The following is a 15,755-nucleotide window of genomic DNA, read 5'->3' on the forward strand; positions in this document are numbered from 1 at the left end:
GCAGATGGACTCTCACGTGAATATCGACATCCCCGAGGAAGAACAACTCCTCGTCCAGACCGTCCGCGACTTCATCGACCGCGATGTGAAGCCAGTCGTACACGAGATGGAACACCAGAACGAGTACCCCGAGGAATTCATCGAACAGATGAAGAAGATCGGCATCTACGGGCTGGCCATTCCCGAGCAGTTCGGGGGCGCTCCGGTTTCGATGCCGTGCTACGTCCAGGTCACCGAGGAGCTCTCGCGCGGCTGGATGAGCTTGGCCGGTGCCATGGGCGGTCACACCGTTGTCGCGAAACTGCTCACCACCTTCGGAACCCCCGACCAGAAGGCCACCTACCTTCCTCGGATGGCCACCGGCGAACTGCGCGCGACCATGGCCCTGACCGAACCCGGCGGCGGATCCGACCTCCAGGCGATGCGTACCCATGCACGCCTCGAACGGGACGAATACCTCGTCAACGGTTCGAAGACCTGGATCAGCAATGCGCGCCGCTCCGGCCTCATCGCCCTGCTCTGCAAGACCGACCCCCAGGCCACCCCGACGCACAAGGGCATCTCCATCCTGCTCGTCGAGCACGGCCCCGGACTGACCGTCTCGCGTGACCTCCCCAAGCTCGGATACAAGGGCGTCGAGAGCTGCGAGCTCTCCTTCGACAACTTCCGAGTTCCCTCTTCGGCCGTGCTCGGCGGCGCCGAGGGCCACGGCTTCGCCCAGATGATGAAGGGCCTCGAGACCGGCCGGATCCAGGTCGCCTCCCGCGCCCTCGGGGTCGGCCGCGCCGCGCTCGAAGACGCGCTGCAATACGCACAGGATCGGCAGTCGTTCGGCAAGCCGATCTGGAAGCATCAGGCAATCGGTCACCAACTTGCGGACATGACAACCAAACTCACTGCCGCGCGTCAGCTGACCATGTTTGCCGCCAGTCGATTCGACGCCGGACTCCGATGTGACATGGAGGCGGGAATGGCGAAATTGTTCGCCTCCGAGACCGCGATGGAGGTCGCGCTGTCCGCGCTGCGCATTCACGGCGGATACGGCTACTCGACCGAGTACGACATCGAGCGGTACTTCCGCGACGCCCCCTTGATGATCGTCGGCGAGGGTACGAATGAAATTCAGAAGAACATCATTGCAGCGCAGCTGGTCCAGAGAGGCGGAATGTAGCCCATGACTTCCACGGGTTCACCACTGAGAAGCGACGTTGTCAGCTTGGAGCCCCAGGGCCTCAAGGGTATCGCCTGCCGGGCGTGCAGCCGGCGTTCGTTCCCGGAGCGGCCGCTGTGCCCCATTTGCGGCGCCGACGCCGTCGACAACGTCCTGCTGGCCGACCGAGGTCGAGTCACCAGCTGGACCATCGTTCACCAGGCCCCGCCCCCGTTACAGACGCCCTACACCTTGGTGACCGTCGATCTCGACGACGGTGTCCGGTTGTTGGGCGCGGCGACAGGCACCGTCGCGATCGACGACGAAGTTGCCGTCGAGTTGTTTACGTTGAAGACCGATTCCTCCGGAGAACCACTGTGGTGGTACCGATTCCGGGGCACCGAGGAGAACCGATGAGCGAGACCTACATCGCCGGCGCCGGCATGGTGCGATTCGGCAAATACCCCGTCGACATCACGTTCGAGAAACTCGCCGTCGGCGCTGCCCGCGAAGCGATGTCCGACGCGGGCGTGACCACCAAGGATATCGAATCCGTCTACGTCGGGCACGTGTTCGGCGGCCCGGTCGCCGGCCAACGCGTCGCGGCGCAGATGGGTCTTGGCGGGCTTCCCGTCTCCAACCACGAAAATTACTGCGCCAGCGGGGCGACCGCGATCCGCGAAGCGTGGATCGCGATCAAGGCCGGGCTGTATGACATCGTCTTGGTCATCGGTGCGGAGAAGATGACCGACCGTGTCTCCGGCGGCGTCATGCCCGACCCCACGGACCTCGATGCCATCAACGGCCTGGTCATGGCCGCCAATCATGGAATGAGTGCGCGGCGGTATATGTCCGACCACGGTGCCACTCGCGAGCAGATCGCCGCGGTGGCCGTGAAGAATCACGCCCACTCGGTGCACAACCCGTTCGCTCAATACCAGCGACCGATCAGTTTGCAGGAAGTTCTCGACGCCCGCACCATCGCCGAGCCACTGGGACTTCTCGATTGCAGTCCCATCAGCGACGGTGCCGCCGCAGTGGTTCTGTGCAGTGCGGCCGGTCTCGCCAGACTAGGGCGTTCATCAGCTCCGCGTATCGCCGGCTGCGCCCTGGTCAGCGGCAAAATCGTCACTGCCGACACCAACCTCAACGACGAGGACGTCTCTCGTCGAGCGGGTGAACAGGCGTGGAACATCACCGGATACGGGCCGGAAGACATCGACTTGGTGGAGATGCACGACTGCTTCACCATCGCCGAGATCGTGCGCCTGGAAGGCCTCGGCGTCGTCCCGGTCGGTGAGGGTGGGCGATGGACAGAGAGCGGTAACACCTCGATCGGGGGCAAACTTCCCGTCAACGCCAGCGGCGGCCTCCTCAGCCGTGGACACCCGGTGGGTGCCACCGGCGTCGCGCAGATCTGCGAGCTCACCTGGCAACTCACCCACCGAGCCGGTAGACGGCAAGTCGACGAAGCGAACGTCGGGCTCGCCTATTGCAAGGGAGGCACCGTCAGCGGCACCGACGGTGGCTCGGTCACAGTCCTGCTGGTGACGCGATGACTGCCTCCACGGTCACTACAATCGACCTCACCGATCCCGCGAACCCCGCCGACGTAGCCGCCTCCCCGGTAGTGGTGCTCGTCTTCCGCGGCGCAGACGGTGATCAGACGCTCGACACCGCAGACCTCGAGCATGCGGTGGCACATCCGCTGGTGTCCGCGTTCTCCGCCGTTCAGCATCACTGGCCGTCGATAACCGAAACACACGGTCGCGGTCGGGTGGTCGTCCTCGCCCCCGCGTCTGCGGCCCTGGGGGATCCGCTCAGACCATTGGATTGTGCGGTTACCGGGGCTCTGATCAGCTTCGTCCGGTCGGTCGCGATCGAGTTGCAGCGGCACGGCGGTGCCGCGAACGCGATCTTCTTCGACACCGACCCCAACGAGCCGGCCGTTACCGAGCTGATCGCCACGGTGACCGCTGAGCATGCCACTGCGGTGACCGGCCAAGAAATTTACGCTGCCAATGGCGCCGACCTCGGGAGGCTGCACCCATGAACCCCGACCACCAGCAATCCACGCCGCGTGCTCGTGTCGCCTTCATCACCGGCGCTGCGGGCGGCATCGGACGGGGTATCGCCGAACACCTGGCCGAACTCGGATACAGCCTAGGGCTGTCGGACATCTCCGAAGTTGCATTGCAAACCGTAGCGAACGACATCGCCGACGCAACCGGTGTAGCTGTGTCGGCCCGAGCCGCAGACCTCGCCGACCGGCAGTCCATACAAGCCGCCGTCGATGCCACCGTCGCCGATCTCGGTGGACTCGACGTTCTGGTGAACTGCGCGGGAATCCTCAAGGACGCCCGCATCGAGAAAATGGACCCCGCGGTTTTCCGCCAGGTCATCGAGGTCAATCTGATCGGGATGCTGACCACCACCGCCGCAGCTCTGCCAGCGCTGCGCTGCTCTGGAAGTGGCCGGATCATCTCGTTGACTTCGCGTGCCTGGCTGGGCAACTTCGGCTCCACCAACTATGCCGCCTCCAAGGGGGGGATCGCCGGCGTGAGTAGAAGCCTGTCGTTGTCCCTGGCGCCCGACGGCATCACCGTCAACTGCATTGCACCCGGGTTCATCGAAACACCGATGTCGAATTCGATGCCCGCCCACATCCTCGATCGGGTCCGGCACTCCATCCCGGTCGGCCGGGTAGGACGGCCCATCGATGTGGCCCGCGCGGTTGCCTTCCTCGGCGACGCCAACGCCGGTTACGTGACCGGACAGAGCATTCCGGTATGCGGGGGTCGAAGCATCAGCGGCTCGATCAGAAAGGACACCGTCTCCGCGTAACGAGAAGACTCGTCCGGACGTTGCCCAGAAGACCGCCCTTTCAGCTGAAGTCAAAACACCACGAAAGGGTCAGCATGCCTTCCAATCCCGTTTACGCGAATCCGAACGATCTTACGAACAAGGTCGTCCCCCCGCTGGTAGCCGATGTCACCGATGACTGTCGCACCGCGCCCGTCCGCGGACCGCGATCCATACGGAATCTTGACGCCCGCGGCCGATGTCCTGACGAATTCTCTACACCCCGGGTCCGGCGTCCCTGCGGCGCAGCGCCCGCGGGTCCCGACGCCGGAACGGCACGAGTCCGGCGGCATCACCATCTCGTCGCGGCGCCGCCAGGAACGCCACGGCCAGGGCGGCGGACACGGCGGCCGGCACGAGCGTCGGGGGGTGCAGATGCTGCAGCGGGACGAGCAGCGCCGCCGTCGCCGCTGCCGGAAGTGCGATCGCCGACAGGACGGCGGGCGCGGCGGGCAGCGGCTGCGGCCGGGGGCGAGCGGTGTGCAGGCGCCGGTGCAGCACCAGGTCGGCGGTGGCGCACAGCTCGGTCAACTCGGCTCGTGCCCCGTCGATCTCCGCGCTCGCCCGGTGCGCGAGCAGCGAGCGCAACCGCGTCGGCGCGATCCGTCCCGGCGCGTCGTCGGGGGGAGCGCACAGCAGCGCCACCTCGACCAGGCGCGCACGCACGTCGGCCACCTCGTCGAGCGCGGTGAGGAGCTGCGCACGGTCGTGTGAGCGGTGGGTGCGCAGGTGCCCGAGCAGCCGGCGCCGATCGGTGTGCAGGTGTGCCCGGGCGCCGACCCAGCAGATCAGGTGGTAGAGCATCTCGCGGGTGCCGTCCCCGAGGTAACCGTGACGGTCTGCGGCGCCGAGATCGACCAGCATCGCCCGGGCGTCGTCGCGGACGCCCAGCCGCGCCCCGGCCCGCACCGGCGCATCGGCCAACGGTTCCGGATGCCAGGTGCGCAACCGTCCGGATGCCCGCGACACCCCGTCGGCGAGGGTGCCGGAGCGGGGAGGTCCGACGAGCCGGCGCACCGCATCGGACCCGTCCCCGGCGACCTCCACGACCAGTCCCTCGACGGTGCGCTCGCCCGCAAGCGGACGAGCGGTGCGAACGACCACCTCGCGGAGCGGGCGGTACACCGCGGGGTCGGGCAGCCGGGTGTCGAGCCGGGGGAACACGTCGACCAGGCCGGCATCGGCGGTCACCCGGAACGGCGCCAGAAATGCGTCGAGCGCACGACGGAATCCGGTGTCGGCACCGTCGAAGAGGGGATCGCTGTGCCAGGTCAGCACGGTGCCGGGCGCCTCGGCGGTCAACTCCTCGCACACCAGCACCAGTCCGCCGCCGGGCACCTCCCACAGGGACGCACACGCGCCGGGCGCGCCGACACGGGTCCGGCCGGGCGCCGACGGTGGAGTGTCCGCCGCCGGACGCCGGACCGGTCCGAAGGCGGCGGGGCCGTCGCCGGGGTCCGTGAGGTGCCGGAACGCCAGCAGGCTCGGTGCCCGCTCGACGTGATCGGCACCGGGCGCGTCGGCTATGCGTGCCGGGAGGAACGGCTCCGTGCCGGCAACGGCGGGAACGGCGGGAGGAAGCCTGCTCGCTGCGACGTCCAGCGGCAGGAACATCACCTTCAGCACCCCGGCCCGAGCCGGGGAGGGCATCGGTTCGGCGTGCGTGGCAACAACATCGGTATACCGGCGCGGCATCTGATTCTTCGCTTTCGGCACGGGGACGAGGTCGGCGCCTCCGGCGCGAAGCGCTCCGCCCCGGCCCGGGGACGCAGCGCCCGGGCCGGGGCGGAGGGATCCGGAGGGTCAGCCCGCGGCGGTGGCGTCCTCGAGTTCCGTCACGCGAGTCAACGCCTCGCGCAGTCCCCGGCGGAACCCGCGGGTGTGCTCGGCGCGGGCGAGTGTCTCCAGATCATTTTCCAGGTTCGCTCGAATTCTCCCGAGCGCGTGCTGTGCCGTGTTCATGGGAGATGCGATTCTCTCGTAGTTTTTCTGATGGTGGCAGGCAGTGCGGAATGGCGAGCCAATTCGTCGAGGACGTACAGTCGCGCGGTCCGAATTCCCCGGTGATATCCCGGAAGGAATTCGTCCCCGGGGTTCGCGAGGGCGATCTCGATTCCGAGCTGCGCGTAGAGTCTTTCGAGAACTGTTGTTGTGAAATCCATTTCGTTCGGATCGGTCGTCGTCGATCCGCGGTCAGCTCTTCCGCTTGCGGAGGAACTGGGTGGACTCGAGCGCCTTGGCTCGTTTTTCCGCGCGCCGCTCCTTCAGGGTGCGGGCGGACTGTTTGGAACTCTTGACGGCGGGCTTGGCGGCCATTGTCAATCCTTTCCGAATCGGCAATCGCAAACTGGCCACGACCATACCCAACAAAAAAATAAAGTCCAGTTCGCCGGAACGGCGCCCGGCGTCGGTACCCGCCCGCGGTGGCGGCGTCGCCGGAGACGCGCCGTTTTCGAGGTGGTGGGGGTTCGGGCCGTAGCCCGCGCCACCGCCCGAGAAGTCCCCTCTGGGGTATTTGCCCGAAATCCTTTGGTGGTGTGACTCTTTCGAGGGTAATACACTGAGGTCGGGTCGGGATCTTCGAGGGTGAAGGAGAGTCCGATGTCTGCCGGATTCGATCTGGGCGTCGCATTCAGCGCGTTCCTCAAGTGGCTGAGCGTGACGTTCGGTCTCGGTGTCGGGTTGAGCTGAACACGCTCGGTCCCGTGGGGTCGTGTCCGCGCCGGTGATACCTGCCGTGCCGGGTCGGCGGCCCCCGGCGTGTCCCGCAATGCCGTCGGGGGCGGTGTTGCGGGACACGTCGTGCCGTCCTGAACGGTCGACGGTACGGAACGAGGAACTGCGGCGCGTGCACCGCGCCGCCGTACCGGAATCCGCTCGCCGCTCCGGAATCCACACGGTTGTTTCCCGGAGCGGATTCCGGAGCGGCGCGGCGATTCTCGTCCCGACGACTCCCGGGAGAGTCGTCTACTCGTCGACCTCCATGTGACGGATGGAGGGGCCGCCCTTGTGGTCGGTCGAGCGGCCGAGCTTGGAATCGAGCAGGCTGCGGAGGCGGTGCACGGCGCCGTCGAAGGCCTCCTTCACCGATCCCGCGTTGTGGGTGACCGCGATCGGTTGCTGGCCGGCGATCCGCGCCTCGAGGAGACAACGCTTGTCCGTGGTGCCGAACTTGTCCGCGTTCTCGTCGCTGAGGTGGATCTCCACCCGGGTGATCCGGTCGGCGAACCGGTTCAGTGCGGACTCCAACTCCTCCTCGAGGCGACGGGCGATGTCGTCGTCGATCTGGATGTGGCTGTCCTTGTTGAGCTGGATCTGCATCGCGAGCTGTCTCCTTCTCGAGCGCGTCGGTACGGCCGGAGGTCGTTCTCCGTGCCTTCGCGCGCTGCGTCGTGTCGATTCCACCCGAACTCGGTACGGGTGAGCAACCAGGCCGGCCGTGTCAGCCCACCTCTTCCGGTTCCCTGCGCGCGAGCGTGCTCGGCCACCAGATCCGCTTTCCGATGTCGATCGTCAGTGCCGGCACGAGCAGCGACCGGACCAGCAGTGCGTCGAGCAGCACGCCGAACGCGACGATGAACGCGATCTGCGCGAGGAACAGCAGCGGGATCACCGCCAGCGCCGAGAACGTCGCGGCCAGGACGATGCCTGCGGAGGTGATCACCCCGCCGGTCACGGTCAGGGCCCGCAGCGTGCCGCGCCGGGTGCCCACCCGGGCGCTCTCCTCCCGCACCCGGGTCATCAGGAAGATGTTGTAGTCGATGCCCAGCGCGACGAGGAAGACGAAGCCGAACAGCGGCACCACCGGGTCGGCGCCGGGGAACCCGAGCAGATGGTCGAAGACCAGCGACGACACGCCGAGGGTCGCCGCGAAGGACACGACGACCGTCAGCATCAGCAGCACCGGCGCGACGAGTGCCCGCAGCAGCAGGATCAGGATCAGCAGCACCACCGCGATGACGACGGGAATGATCACCGTGCGGTCGCGGGTGGCGGTGTTCTTGGTGTCCAGATCGACCGCCGTGGTCCCGCCCACCAGGGCCTCGGCCCCCGGCACTCCGCCGACCGCGTCGCGGATGCGCTCGACGGTGTTCTCGGCGGCCGGCGAGTCGGCGGGATCCGAGAGGGTCGCCTGCAGCGCGACGCGGCCGTCGACGACGGTCGTCGCACCGTCCGGGCCGGTCACCGGCGCCACCTCGGTGACGCCCTCGACGCGGGCGGCGGCGGCGACGTCGCCGGCCGCGGACTCGCGGGTGATGATCACGGTGGGGGAGCCGGTGCCGGCGTCGAAGTGCCTGCCGAGCATCTCCTGGCCGGTCACGTAGTCGGTCTCGAGCAGGAAGATCTCCGACTGGGCGACGCCGTCGGCCTTGAACTGCGGCAGCAGCATCGCGAAGCCGACGAGGACGAGGCTCGACACCACCCAGATCCGCCGCGGATGGGCGCCGACCCGCTGTGCGAGCCCGTTCCAGAACCGGTGCGCCGACGCCAGGTCGTCCCGATCGGCGTCGGGGTCGGCCGTCGGCCGCTTCGGCCAGAACGCGGCCCGGCCGAGGAGCACCAGTGCGGACGGCAGGAACGTCATGGAGGCGACGAACGAGGCGACGATGCCGATCGCGGCGACGGGGCCGAGGCCGCGGTTGGAGTTCAGGTCGGACAGCAACAGGCACAGCACGCCGGCGATGACGGTGCCCGCCGACGCGGCGATCGGTTCCAGCGTGGCCCGCCACGCAGTGCGCATCGCGGCGAACCGGTCCTGTTCGAGGCGCAGTTCCTCGCGGTAGCGGGACACCAGCAGCAGCGCATAGTCGGTCGCGGCGCCGAAGACGAGGATGAACAGGATGCCCTGGCTCTGTCCGTTGAGGGCGATGACGTCGGCGTCGGCCAGCAGGTACACGAGCAGGCTCGCCAGCGCGAGGGCGAACACCGCCGAGAGGATCACCACGAACGGCAGCAGGGGACTGCGGTAGACGACGACGAGGATCAGCAGCACCACCCCACCGGCGACCAGCAGCAGCAGGCCGTCGATGCCCTCGAACGCCGTCGTCAGATCGGCGATCTGCCCGGCGGGACCGGTGACGTAGATCGTCAGCCCCTCGGGCGGATCGGCAAGCTCGGCGCGCAGTTCGTCGACGGCGTCCCCGACCTCTCCGGTGCTGTCGATCGGCACGATCATCCGCGCGGCCTGACCGTCCTGCGACGGGACCGGCGGCGGGCCGGCCGACGCCCCCGCGAGGTAGGCGAGGTCGTCGGGGGTGATGCCGGAGGGGCGTTCGGCGACGACGATCGCGGGCACGTACCGGGTGTCGGTGAAGTCCGCATAGAGTTCGCCCGCCCGGGTGGATTCCGCGGAGGCCGGGAGGAACGAGCTGTTGTCGTTCTGCTGGACTTCGCTGAGCTTGCCGGCGAAGGGACCGCCGGCGCCGGCGATCGCGAGCCACGCGATGAGCAGCAGCGCCGGCAGCAGCCAGCGGATGCGACGAGGTGAACGCGCCGGCGCGGTGACGGTGTTCAATCTTCCTCCAGGAGAATGCGAGTACGCCGAGCCCAGATTACTCAGCTAGCTGAACAATAGTGAAAAGGTATCTCATGACCGACGATCTCGAGAGCTGGCCGACCGGCCGGCTGCTGTCCACGGCCGCCCGGCTGGTGGAGCAGGCCTGGGAATCGACTCTGCGCGCCCACGGTCTCACCCACGCCGGGTTGGTAGCCCTGCACACGATCGCCGACGGTCCGCGCTCCCAGCGGGAGATCGCCCGGGCCTGCCGCGTGACCGACCAGACGATGAGCCGGACCGTCGAGCACCTCGAGCGGTCCGGATTCGCCACGCGCACCGTCGATCCCGCCGACGAGCGGCGCATGCGCGTCCGGATCACCGAATCGGGGTACGAGCTGTACCGGGCGATGATCGAACTCGAGCGCACCGATGCGCAGCCGACCGCGGTGGTGTCCGACCCCGCCACCTTGCGCTCCCTTCTGATCGAACTGGTCCGATCGGCACAGCGCTGAGCCGCCGCGAGGTGCGGGCGATTCCGTCCCCCGGGTCAGCCCAGCGGCAGTTGGGCGAAGATCTGCGTCGGCTGCGCCGACCCGCCCGGCGGTTCGATGCTGAATGCCAGGGCGGTCGAATGCCCGACACCCTCGAGGACGGCCGTGGTGGACGGCGCCACCGCCTCGGCATCCATGATGCCCGCGGACTCCGGGCCCTCGGGGGTGATCAGCCACATCTGGTAGACGCTGCCCTCGGCGGGCGGCGCCACGTTGTTCATCACCAGCACCCCGGCGTCGGCTTCCTTCGAGTACACCACCGTGGCGACTCCGCCGCCCTCGATCTCACCCGACGTGGTGCGCACGTCCTCCGCCGCGAACACCTGCGCCGAGGTGGGTGCGGTGCCCTCCTGCAACTGGGCGACGACGGCGAATCCACCCACGGCGACCAGCAGTGCGGCCGCCGCGGCGAGCAGGAAGTTGCGGCGCCGGCCGCGCCGCTCGTCCAGCGAGATCGGTGCGACGGGCGGCGCCTGCGGGCCGGATTCGGCGGCGATCGCGTCCAGCAGACGCTCGCGCAGTCCGGCCGGCGGCTCGGTGGCCGTCGACGCCGACACCACGGCCATGGTCTCCCGGACGGCCGCCGTCTCCCGGGCGAACGCCGCCGCCACCTCGGGAGCGGCTTCGGCCACCCGGGACTCGATGTCGCGGCGTTCGGCATCGGACACCGCGTCGAGCGCGTACACGACCGCGAGGTCGATCAGTTCGCGGTCCACATCGCCGAAACCGGGTCGGGCCTCACTCGTCATCGCCCTGCACCCCCAGACACTTGCGTAGACGGAGCAGTCCGTCTCGGATTCTCGATTTCACGGTCGGTAGCGTGACCGAAAGTTGTTCGGACACCTCGCGGTACGTCAGCCCACCGAAGTAGGCGAGTTCGACGGACCGACGCTGCAGATCGGTCAGCGTGCCCAGACAGTGGGCGACCTGCTGCCGGTCCTCGCGCCGGGCCGCCTCCTCGCTGACGACGTCGAACGCCGCGTCGACGTTGCTCGCGCCGTAGCGTGCCTCGCGGTCGGCCCCGGACTGCTCGGACCGCACCCGGTCGACGGCCCGGCGGTGCGCCAGGGTGATCAGCCAGGACAGGGCCGAACCCTGGGCGGCGTCGAAACCGGAGGCGGAACGCCAGACCTGCAGGTAGACCTCCTGCGCCGTCTCCTCGCTGTAGCCGGGATCGCGCAGGACGCGCAGGATCATGCCGTACACGCGGGCGCGGGTCAGGTCGTAGAACTCGGCGAATGCAGCCGCGTCCTGCACCGCCACGCGCGCGAGCAGCGCATCGAGTGTGTCGGTACGTCCGCCGACGCCGGTCATCGGCCCTGTCCGCTCATCGAGCGAAAGCCTAGTCGGGCGATTCGGGCGGCTCAAGCCGTCCTCGGCCGGTCCGTTCGGGCGGCCGGGGCCGGCGGGCGAGGCAAGAGTCGAATCGAGCAAGGCGATCACCTCCGGAACGAATTCTCGAGCGCGACGCCGCCGGCCCGTTCCGGCCGGCCGGCGCCACCGCTGCCGATCACTGCGACGTCGCGCGGGGTGTCAGGCATGGTCTCCTCCTGCCCGCCGGCCGGCCGGGGCCAGGGATTCACGGAGGAACTCGGCGGTGACGGCATGCCACCAGCCCGGCTTGGTGAGCAGGAAGTGGCCGGCCCCCGCGAGCGGCCGGAACTGGGCGTCGACGCCGCGTCCGCGGGCCTGGGCCGCCTGAACCGCGCTCAGGCGCGGATCGCACCTCGTGTCGGCGGTACCGTGCACCACCAGCAGCCGTCGCTCGGGTGGGACGAGAGCGCCGTCGTTGTCGGGCCACCACGGTGCCAGCGCGACGACGGCCCCGACGCCGGGCTGTGCCGCGAGGTGGGCCGCCACCCTTCCGCCCATGGAGTGGCCCACGAGCCCGATCCGGACGTCGCCGCGCCGCCGGTGCACCTCGTCGAGGGCCCGCAGGGCGTCGTGGACGGGACTCATCCGGTCCCCGTTCCATCCGCGGTGGGTGTAGCGCACCTGCCCGACGGTGATGTCGTACATGCTCAGCCGGGAGCGCAGGGATTCGGTCAGCAAGGTCATCCGCAGCGCGGACAGGTGCCACGGCCGGGCGGCGGCCGTGCTGGCCGGCTTGCCACCCGGAAGAACCAGCACGTGTGCGCGGGGCCGGTTCGATGCAATCTCCATGCCGGGTGTTCGGAGCGCGGCCGGAATCGGATGGGTCGAAAAAATCTTGCAGATCCACCCATCCGCCCTTCCGTCCGCGCCGAATGGCAGATGACACACCTGACCGACGTGGTCGCAAGGACCACGACACCGAAGGGAATTGGGGCCATGGTTATCAACACGCGAAAGAGCTTGGCGGCAGTCGGAATCGGCGCAATGGCGATGATGGGTGTCGCGGCGTGCTCGTCCGACGACTCGGGTTCGTCGTCGGCTACGTCGGCTACGTCGGCGATGGAGAGCGCCACGTCGGCGATGTCGCCCACCACCGAGGCCATGGCGTCGGCCCCGGTGGGTCCGGGTTGCGCCGCGTACGCCGAGCAGGTTCCCAGCGGGCCGGGTTCGCTGGAGGCCATCGCGCAGCAACCCGTCGGGACTGCCGTCGCCGACATTCCGATTCTGACCCAGTTGAACGCGGCGATCAGCGGGCAGCTCAACCCGCAGGTGAATCTCGTCGAAACGCTCAACGGCGGCGAGTTCACCGTGTTCGCGCCGGTCGACGACGCCTTCGCCAAGGTCGATCCGGCAACCATCGAGAGCCTGAAGACCGATACGGCCACTCTCACCACCATTCTCACCTACCACGTCGTGCCCGGCCAGATCGCGCCGTCGGACATCGAAGGTACCCAGACCACCGTTCAGGGCGGTACCGTCGAGGTGACCGGTGAAGGCGAGGAATGGAAGGTGAACGACGCCAACGTCATCTGTGGCGGCGTGAAGACGGCCAACGCGACCGTCTACCTCGTCGACTCCGTCCTGCTGCCGCCGGCACCGCAGCAGTGACCCGGACCCGGTAGGACCCGAGGAGCGACGTGAAACGAATGATCCGAGGCCTCGCGGCGGCCGTCCTGGCCGCCGCGGGCGCCGCCCTCATGGCGGCACCGGCGCAGGCAGCCCCGCTCACCCCGGTGGCGGAGCTGGACGTGAACCGGTACATGGGCACCTGGTATCAGCTGGCCGCCAATCCCGCGCCGTTCAATCTCGACTGCGTGCGCGACACCACGGCGAACTACACCCTGCTCGACGAGCGCAACGTGCGGGTGGAGAACTCGTGCACCACCGTCACCGGTGAGCGACGGGGGATCGTCGGCAACGCGCGGGTCAACGACACCGCGTCGCTGCATGTGAGCTTCCCCGGTGTGCCGTCCCAGGATTCGCTGGACGGTCCGAGCAACTACATCGTGAGCTACCTCGCGGACGACTACTCGTGGGCGCTCGTGGGGGATCCGACCCGGATCTCCGGGTTCGTACTGTCGCGTTCGCCCGTCGTGGACGACGCTGCGTGGCAGCAGATCCGGACCGTGGTCGAGCAGCAGGGCTACAACAGCTGCCTCATGCTCACCTCGCCCACCACGGAGGGCCTGCAGGAGATCAAACCGCTCTGCACCGTGTGAACCGCCTTCTGCGCGTACCGGACTCGTACCGGTGCCGCTCCGCCCCCGGCCGAATGTCACATTGCATCAGCTCGATCGATCGCATGTGACATTCGGCCCCCGGCGGGGGTGGCGCGGGTGCTCGGTTGCGTTTCCCGCGGGCGCGCGCCGGCTCTGTTAGGTTCGATTCGCGACGTGGGTGAGCCCTCCGAGCGCCGGATCCGGCTCGCCGCGACACGAGGAGCTGGTGAAGATGATTCGCGACGCATGGCGAGGCTTGCGCAAGCCCGTGTTCGTCCCCGCCTCGCTGGTGATCCTGGGGCTGATCGCCTTTGCGGTCGTCTACGCAGGGTCGGCCGAGGGGGCGTTCGATTCGCTCAACCGCGCCGTCACCGACGGCGTCGGCTGGTGGTACATCCTGATCGCCACCGGATTCGTGATCTTCGCGCTGTACTGCGGGATCAGCCGCATCGGCAACATCAAGCTCGGCCGCGACGACGAGCAACCCGAGTTCGGAACCTTCTCGTGGTTCGCGATGCTCTTCAGCGCCGGCATGGGTATCGGACTGGTGTTCTACGGTGTCGCGGAACCTCTGTCGCACTACGTGGATCCCCCGCAGGCGGGACGCATCCCCGGCTCCACGGACGCCGCCGCGAACCAGGCGATGGAGCTGACCCTGTTCCACTGGGGTCTGCACGCGTGGGCGATCTACGTCGTCGTCGGCCTCGGCCTGGCGTACATGACGTACCGCAAGGGCCGTCCGCTGTCCGTGCGCTGGCTCCTCGAACCGCTGCTCGGGCGCGCCCGCGTGGAGGGTCCGATCGGGCACGCGATCGACGCGATCGCCATCGTGGGAACCCTTTTCGGTGTCGCGACGTCGCTGGGCTTCGGCGTCCAGCAGATCTCCGCGGGCCTCGACTACCTGGGCTGGGTGGAGACCGGAAACTGGCTCACCGTCGCGCTGATCGTCGGGGTGACGGGGCTGGCAACCTTCTCGGTGGTGTCCGGCGTCTCGCGCGGCCTCAAGTGGCTGTCCAACATCAACATGGCACTCGCGGCGGGACTCGCGGTGTTCGTCCTGCTGCTCGGGCCGACGCTGTTCCTGTTGCAGTCGTGGGTGCAGAACCTCGGCGGCTACGTGCAGGCCCTGCCCGAACTGATGCTGCGCACCGCGCCGTTCGCCGAGGACGGCTGGTCGGGGGCGTGGACCGTCTTCTACTGGGGCTGGTGGATGAGCTGGGCGCCGTTCGTCGGTATGTTCATCGCCCGCATCTCCCGCGGTCGCACGATCCGCGAGTTCGTCTTCGGTGTCCTGCTCGCCCCCACCCTCGTCGCGTCGCTGTGGTTCACCATCTTCGGCAACGCCGGGATCCTGCGGCAGCGCAACGACGGCGACATGCTCGCCGCCGACGGCACGGTGGACACCAACACGTCGCTGTTCGTGCTGCTCGACGGTCTGCCGCTGTCCGTCCTGACCAGTCTGCTCGCGATCGTCGTCGTCGTGTTCTTCTTCGTCACGTCGTCGGACTCCGGGTCGCTGGTGATCGACATCCTCTCCACCGGCGGTAACCTCGAGACACCGAAGATCACCCGTGTCTACTGGTCGGTGCTCGAGGGTGTGGCCGCAGCGGTGCTGCTGATCGTCGGCGGCAGCGGGTCGCTGACCGCCCTGCAGACGGCGTCGATCGTGACGGCGGTCCCGTTCTCGATCGCCATGGTGCTGGCGTGCGTGTCGATGCTGAAGGCGTTCCGGTACGAGGTCGCCACCGCCCCCCGGTACCTGCAGGTGGCCGTGCGGGAACCGGCCGCCGCCCCGGGTGGGCACAAGGCCGGCCACCGGCCGGGAATCTCCGCCACGTTCGCCGGCCTGGATCCGAGCCGGAACGGAGTCGTGGAGCCCGGTGCGCCCGCCCGCCTCGTCGTCGCCGTGCACGAGGTGCCCGCGAATTCCGTCAGCGTCGACGCGCAGACCGGGCAGGTCGCAATCGCAGACGACGCCCACCCGGAGGATCCGCTGGGCGGCGAGGTGTTCGACACGCCGCACTTCGCCGAGTCCGCCGAGGGTGTGGCCCAGCGCGAGGCCGAACACGGGCGCCAGCCCGCGCCGAACTGACGGCCGCGGC

General features: G+C 68.5%; 17 protein-coding genes. 9 read left to right on the forward strand and 8 right to left on the reverse strand.

Annotated features, from left to right (window positions below; all coding sequences use genetic code 11):
• Window positions 1-4: 4 nt before the first annotated feature.
• The 5 genes from KZJ41_RS00475 to KZJ41_RS00495 are packed head-to-tail and all read left to right on the forward strand — an operon-like array spanning window position 5 to window position 3,994.
• The gene (locus KZJ41_RS00475; RefSeq protein WP_081636921.1) at window positions 5-1,171 is read left to right on the forward strand and encodes an acyl-CoA dehydrogenase family protein; all 1,167 of its coding nucleotides are present in this window, start codon (window positions 5-7) and stop codon (window positions 1,169-1,171) included.
• Window positions 1,172-1,216: 45 nt separating this feature from the next.
• Window positions 1,217-1,567, forward strand: a complete 351-nt coding sequence (locus tag KZJ41_RS00480; protein ID WP_221776156.1) for a Zn-ribbon domain-containing OB-fold protein — start codon at window positions 1,217-1,219, stop codon at window positions 1,565-1,567.
• Complete coding sequence (locus tag KZJ41_RS00485) at window positions 1,564-2,709, forward strand: thiolase family protein (RefSeq protein WP_006931494.1); 1,146 nt, start codon at window positions 1,564-1,566, stop codon at window positions 2,707-2,709. The genes KZJ41_RS00480 and KZJ41_RS00485 overlap by 4 nt, the downstream gene beginning before the upstream one ends.
• Window positions 2,706-3,203 carry a hypothetical protein gene (locus KZJ41_RS00490; protein ID WP_006931496.1) on the forward strand — a complete coding sequence of 166 codons (498 nt, stop codon included), beginning with the start codon at window positions 2,706-2,708 and terminating at the stop codon, window positions 3,201-3,203. Before KZJ41_RS00485 ends, KZJ41_RS00490 begins: the two co-directional genes overlap by 4 nt.
• The gene (locus tag KZJ41_RS00495) at window positions 3,200-3,994 is read left to right on the forward strand and encodes an SDR family NAD(P)-dependent oxidoreductase (protein ID WP_072633857.1); all 795 of its coding nucleotides are present in this window, start codon (window positions 3,200-3,202) and stop codon (window positions 3,992-3,994) included. Before KZJ41_RS00490 ends, KZJ41_RS00495 begins: the two co-directional genes overlap by 4 nt.
• Before the next feature lie 234 nt (window positions 3,995-4,228).
• Here the strand turns inward: KZJ41_RS00495 and KZJ41_RS00500 are convergent, their stop codons facing one another.
• The 5 genes from KZJ41_RS00500 to KZJ41_RS00515 form a co-directional block, all read right to left on the reverse strand.
• On the reverse strand, window positions 4,229-5,662 hold the full coding sequence (locus KZJ41_RS00500; RefSeq protein WP_155948050.1) for a hypothetical protein: 1,434 nt from the start codon (window positions 5,660-5,662) through the stop codon (window positions 4,229-4,231).
• 153 nt (window positions 5,663-5,815) lie between these two features.
• Window positions 5,816-5,974: a hypothetical protein gene (locus KZJ41_RS00505; RefSeq protein ID WP_006931502.1), complete on the reverse strand. Its 159-nt coding sequence runs from the start codon at window positions 5,972-5,974 to the stop codon at window positions 5,816-5,818.
• Between the two features lie 231 nt (window positions 5,975-6,205).
• Window positions 6,206-6,328 carry a hypothetical protein gene (locus KZJ41_RS28395; RefSeq protein WP_006931504.1) on the reverse strand — a complete coding sequence of 41 codons (123 nt, stop codon included), beginning with the start codon at window positions 6,326-6,328 and terminating at the stop codon, window positions 6,206-6,208.
• Window positions 6,329-6,979: 651 nt separating this feature from the next.
• Window positions 6,980-7,333: an HPF/RaiA family ribosome-associated protein gene (locus KZJ41_RS00510; protein ID WP_006931507.1), complete on the reverse strand. Its 354-nt coding sequence runs from the start codon at window positions 7,331-7,333 to the stop codon at window positions 6,980-6,982.
• A gap of 121 nt (window positions 7,334-7,454) precedes the next feature.
• Window positions 7,455-9,527 (reverse strand): MMPL family transporter, encoded by a 2,073-nt coding sequence (locus tag KZJ41_RS00515; protein ID WP_029546841.1) that lies wholly within the window; start codon window positions 9,525-9,527, stop codon window positions 7,455-7,457.
• 74 nt (window positions 9,528-9,601) lie between these two features.
• On the opposite strand from KZJ41_RS00515, the gene KZJ41_RS00520 reads away from it, so the two are divergent.
• A complete protein-coding gene (locus KZJ41_RS00520; RefSeq protein WP_006931511.1) occupies window positions 9,602-10,021 on the forward strand; it encodes a MarR family winged helix-turn-helix transcriptional regulator in 420 nt (139 codons plus the stop codon).
• 35 nt (window positions 10,022-10,056) lie between these two features.
• Here KZJ41_RS00520 and KZJ41_RS00525 read toward each other — a convergent pair whose 3' ends face one another.
• The 3 genes from KZJ41_RS00525 to KZJ41_RS00535 all read right to left on the reverse strand — a co-directional run bounded on the left by KZJ41_RS00525 (window position 10,057) and on the right by KZJ41_RS00535 (window position 12,223).
• Window positions 10,057-10,809, reverse strand: coding sequence for an anti-sigma factor (locus tag KZJ41_RS00525; protein ID WP_006931512.1), 753 nt, complete (start codon window positions 10,807-10,809; stop codon window positions 10,057-10,059).
• The gene (locus KZJ41_RS00530; protein WP_006931514.1) at window positions 10,799-11,374 is read right to left on the reverse strand and encodes a sigma-70 family RNA polymerase sigma factor; all 576 of its coding nucleotides are present in this window, start codon (window positions 11,372-11,374) and stop codon (window positions 10,799-10,801) included. The genes KZJ41_RS00525 and KZJ41_RS00530 overlap by 11 nt, the downstream gene beginning before the upstream one ends.
• Before the next feature lie 219 nt (window positions 11,375-11,593).
• Complete coding sequence (locus tag KZJ41_RS00535) at window positions 11,594-12,223, reverse strand: dienelactone hydrolase family protein (RefSeq protein WP_029546843.1); 630 nt, start codon at window positions 12,221-12,223, stop codon at window positions 11,594-11,596.
• 147 nt (window positions 12,224-12,370) lie between these two features.
• Between KZJ41_RS00535 and KZJ41_RS00540 the strand changes: the two genes are divergently transcribed.
• From KZJ41_RS00540 to KZJ41_RS00550, 3 genes are all read left to right on the forward strand, one after another.
• On the forward strand, window positions 12,371-13,042 hold the full coding sequence (locus tag KZJ41_RS00540; RefSeq protein WP_065923244.1) for a fasciclin domain-containing protein: 672 nt from the start codon (window positions 12,371-12,373) through the stop codon (window positions 13,040-13,042).
• A 29-nt stretch (window positions 13,043-13,071) separates the two neighbouring features.
• Complete coding sequence (locus tag KZJ41_RS00545; RefSeq protein ID WP_043802862.1) at window positions 13,072-13,653, forward strand: lipocalin family protein; 582 nt, start codon at window positions 13,072-13,074, stop codon at window positions 13,651-13,653.
• Between the two features lie 232 nt (window positions 13,654-13,885).
• Window positions 13,886-15,745, forward strand: coding sequence for a BCCT family transporter (locus tag KZJ41_RS00550; RefSeq protein WP_065923577.1), 1,860 nt, complete (start codon window positions 13,886-13,888; stop codon window positions 15,743-15,745).
• The last annotated feature ends 10 nt before the right edge of the window (window positions 15,746-15,755 follow it).

Source organism: Rhodococcus sp. 11-3 (genome assembly GCF_023704055.1).
GTDB lineage: Bacteria > Actinomycetota > Actinomycetes > Mycobacteriales > Mycobacteriaceae > Rhodococcus > Rhodococcus aetherivorans.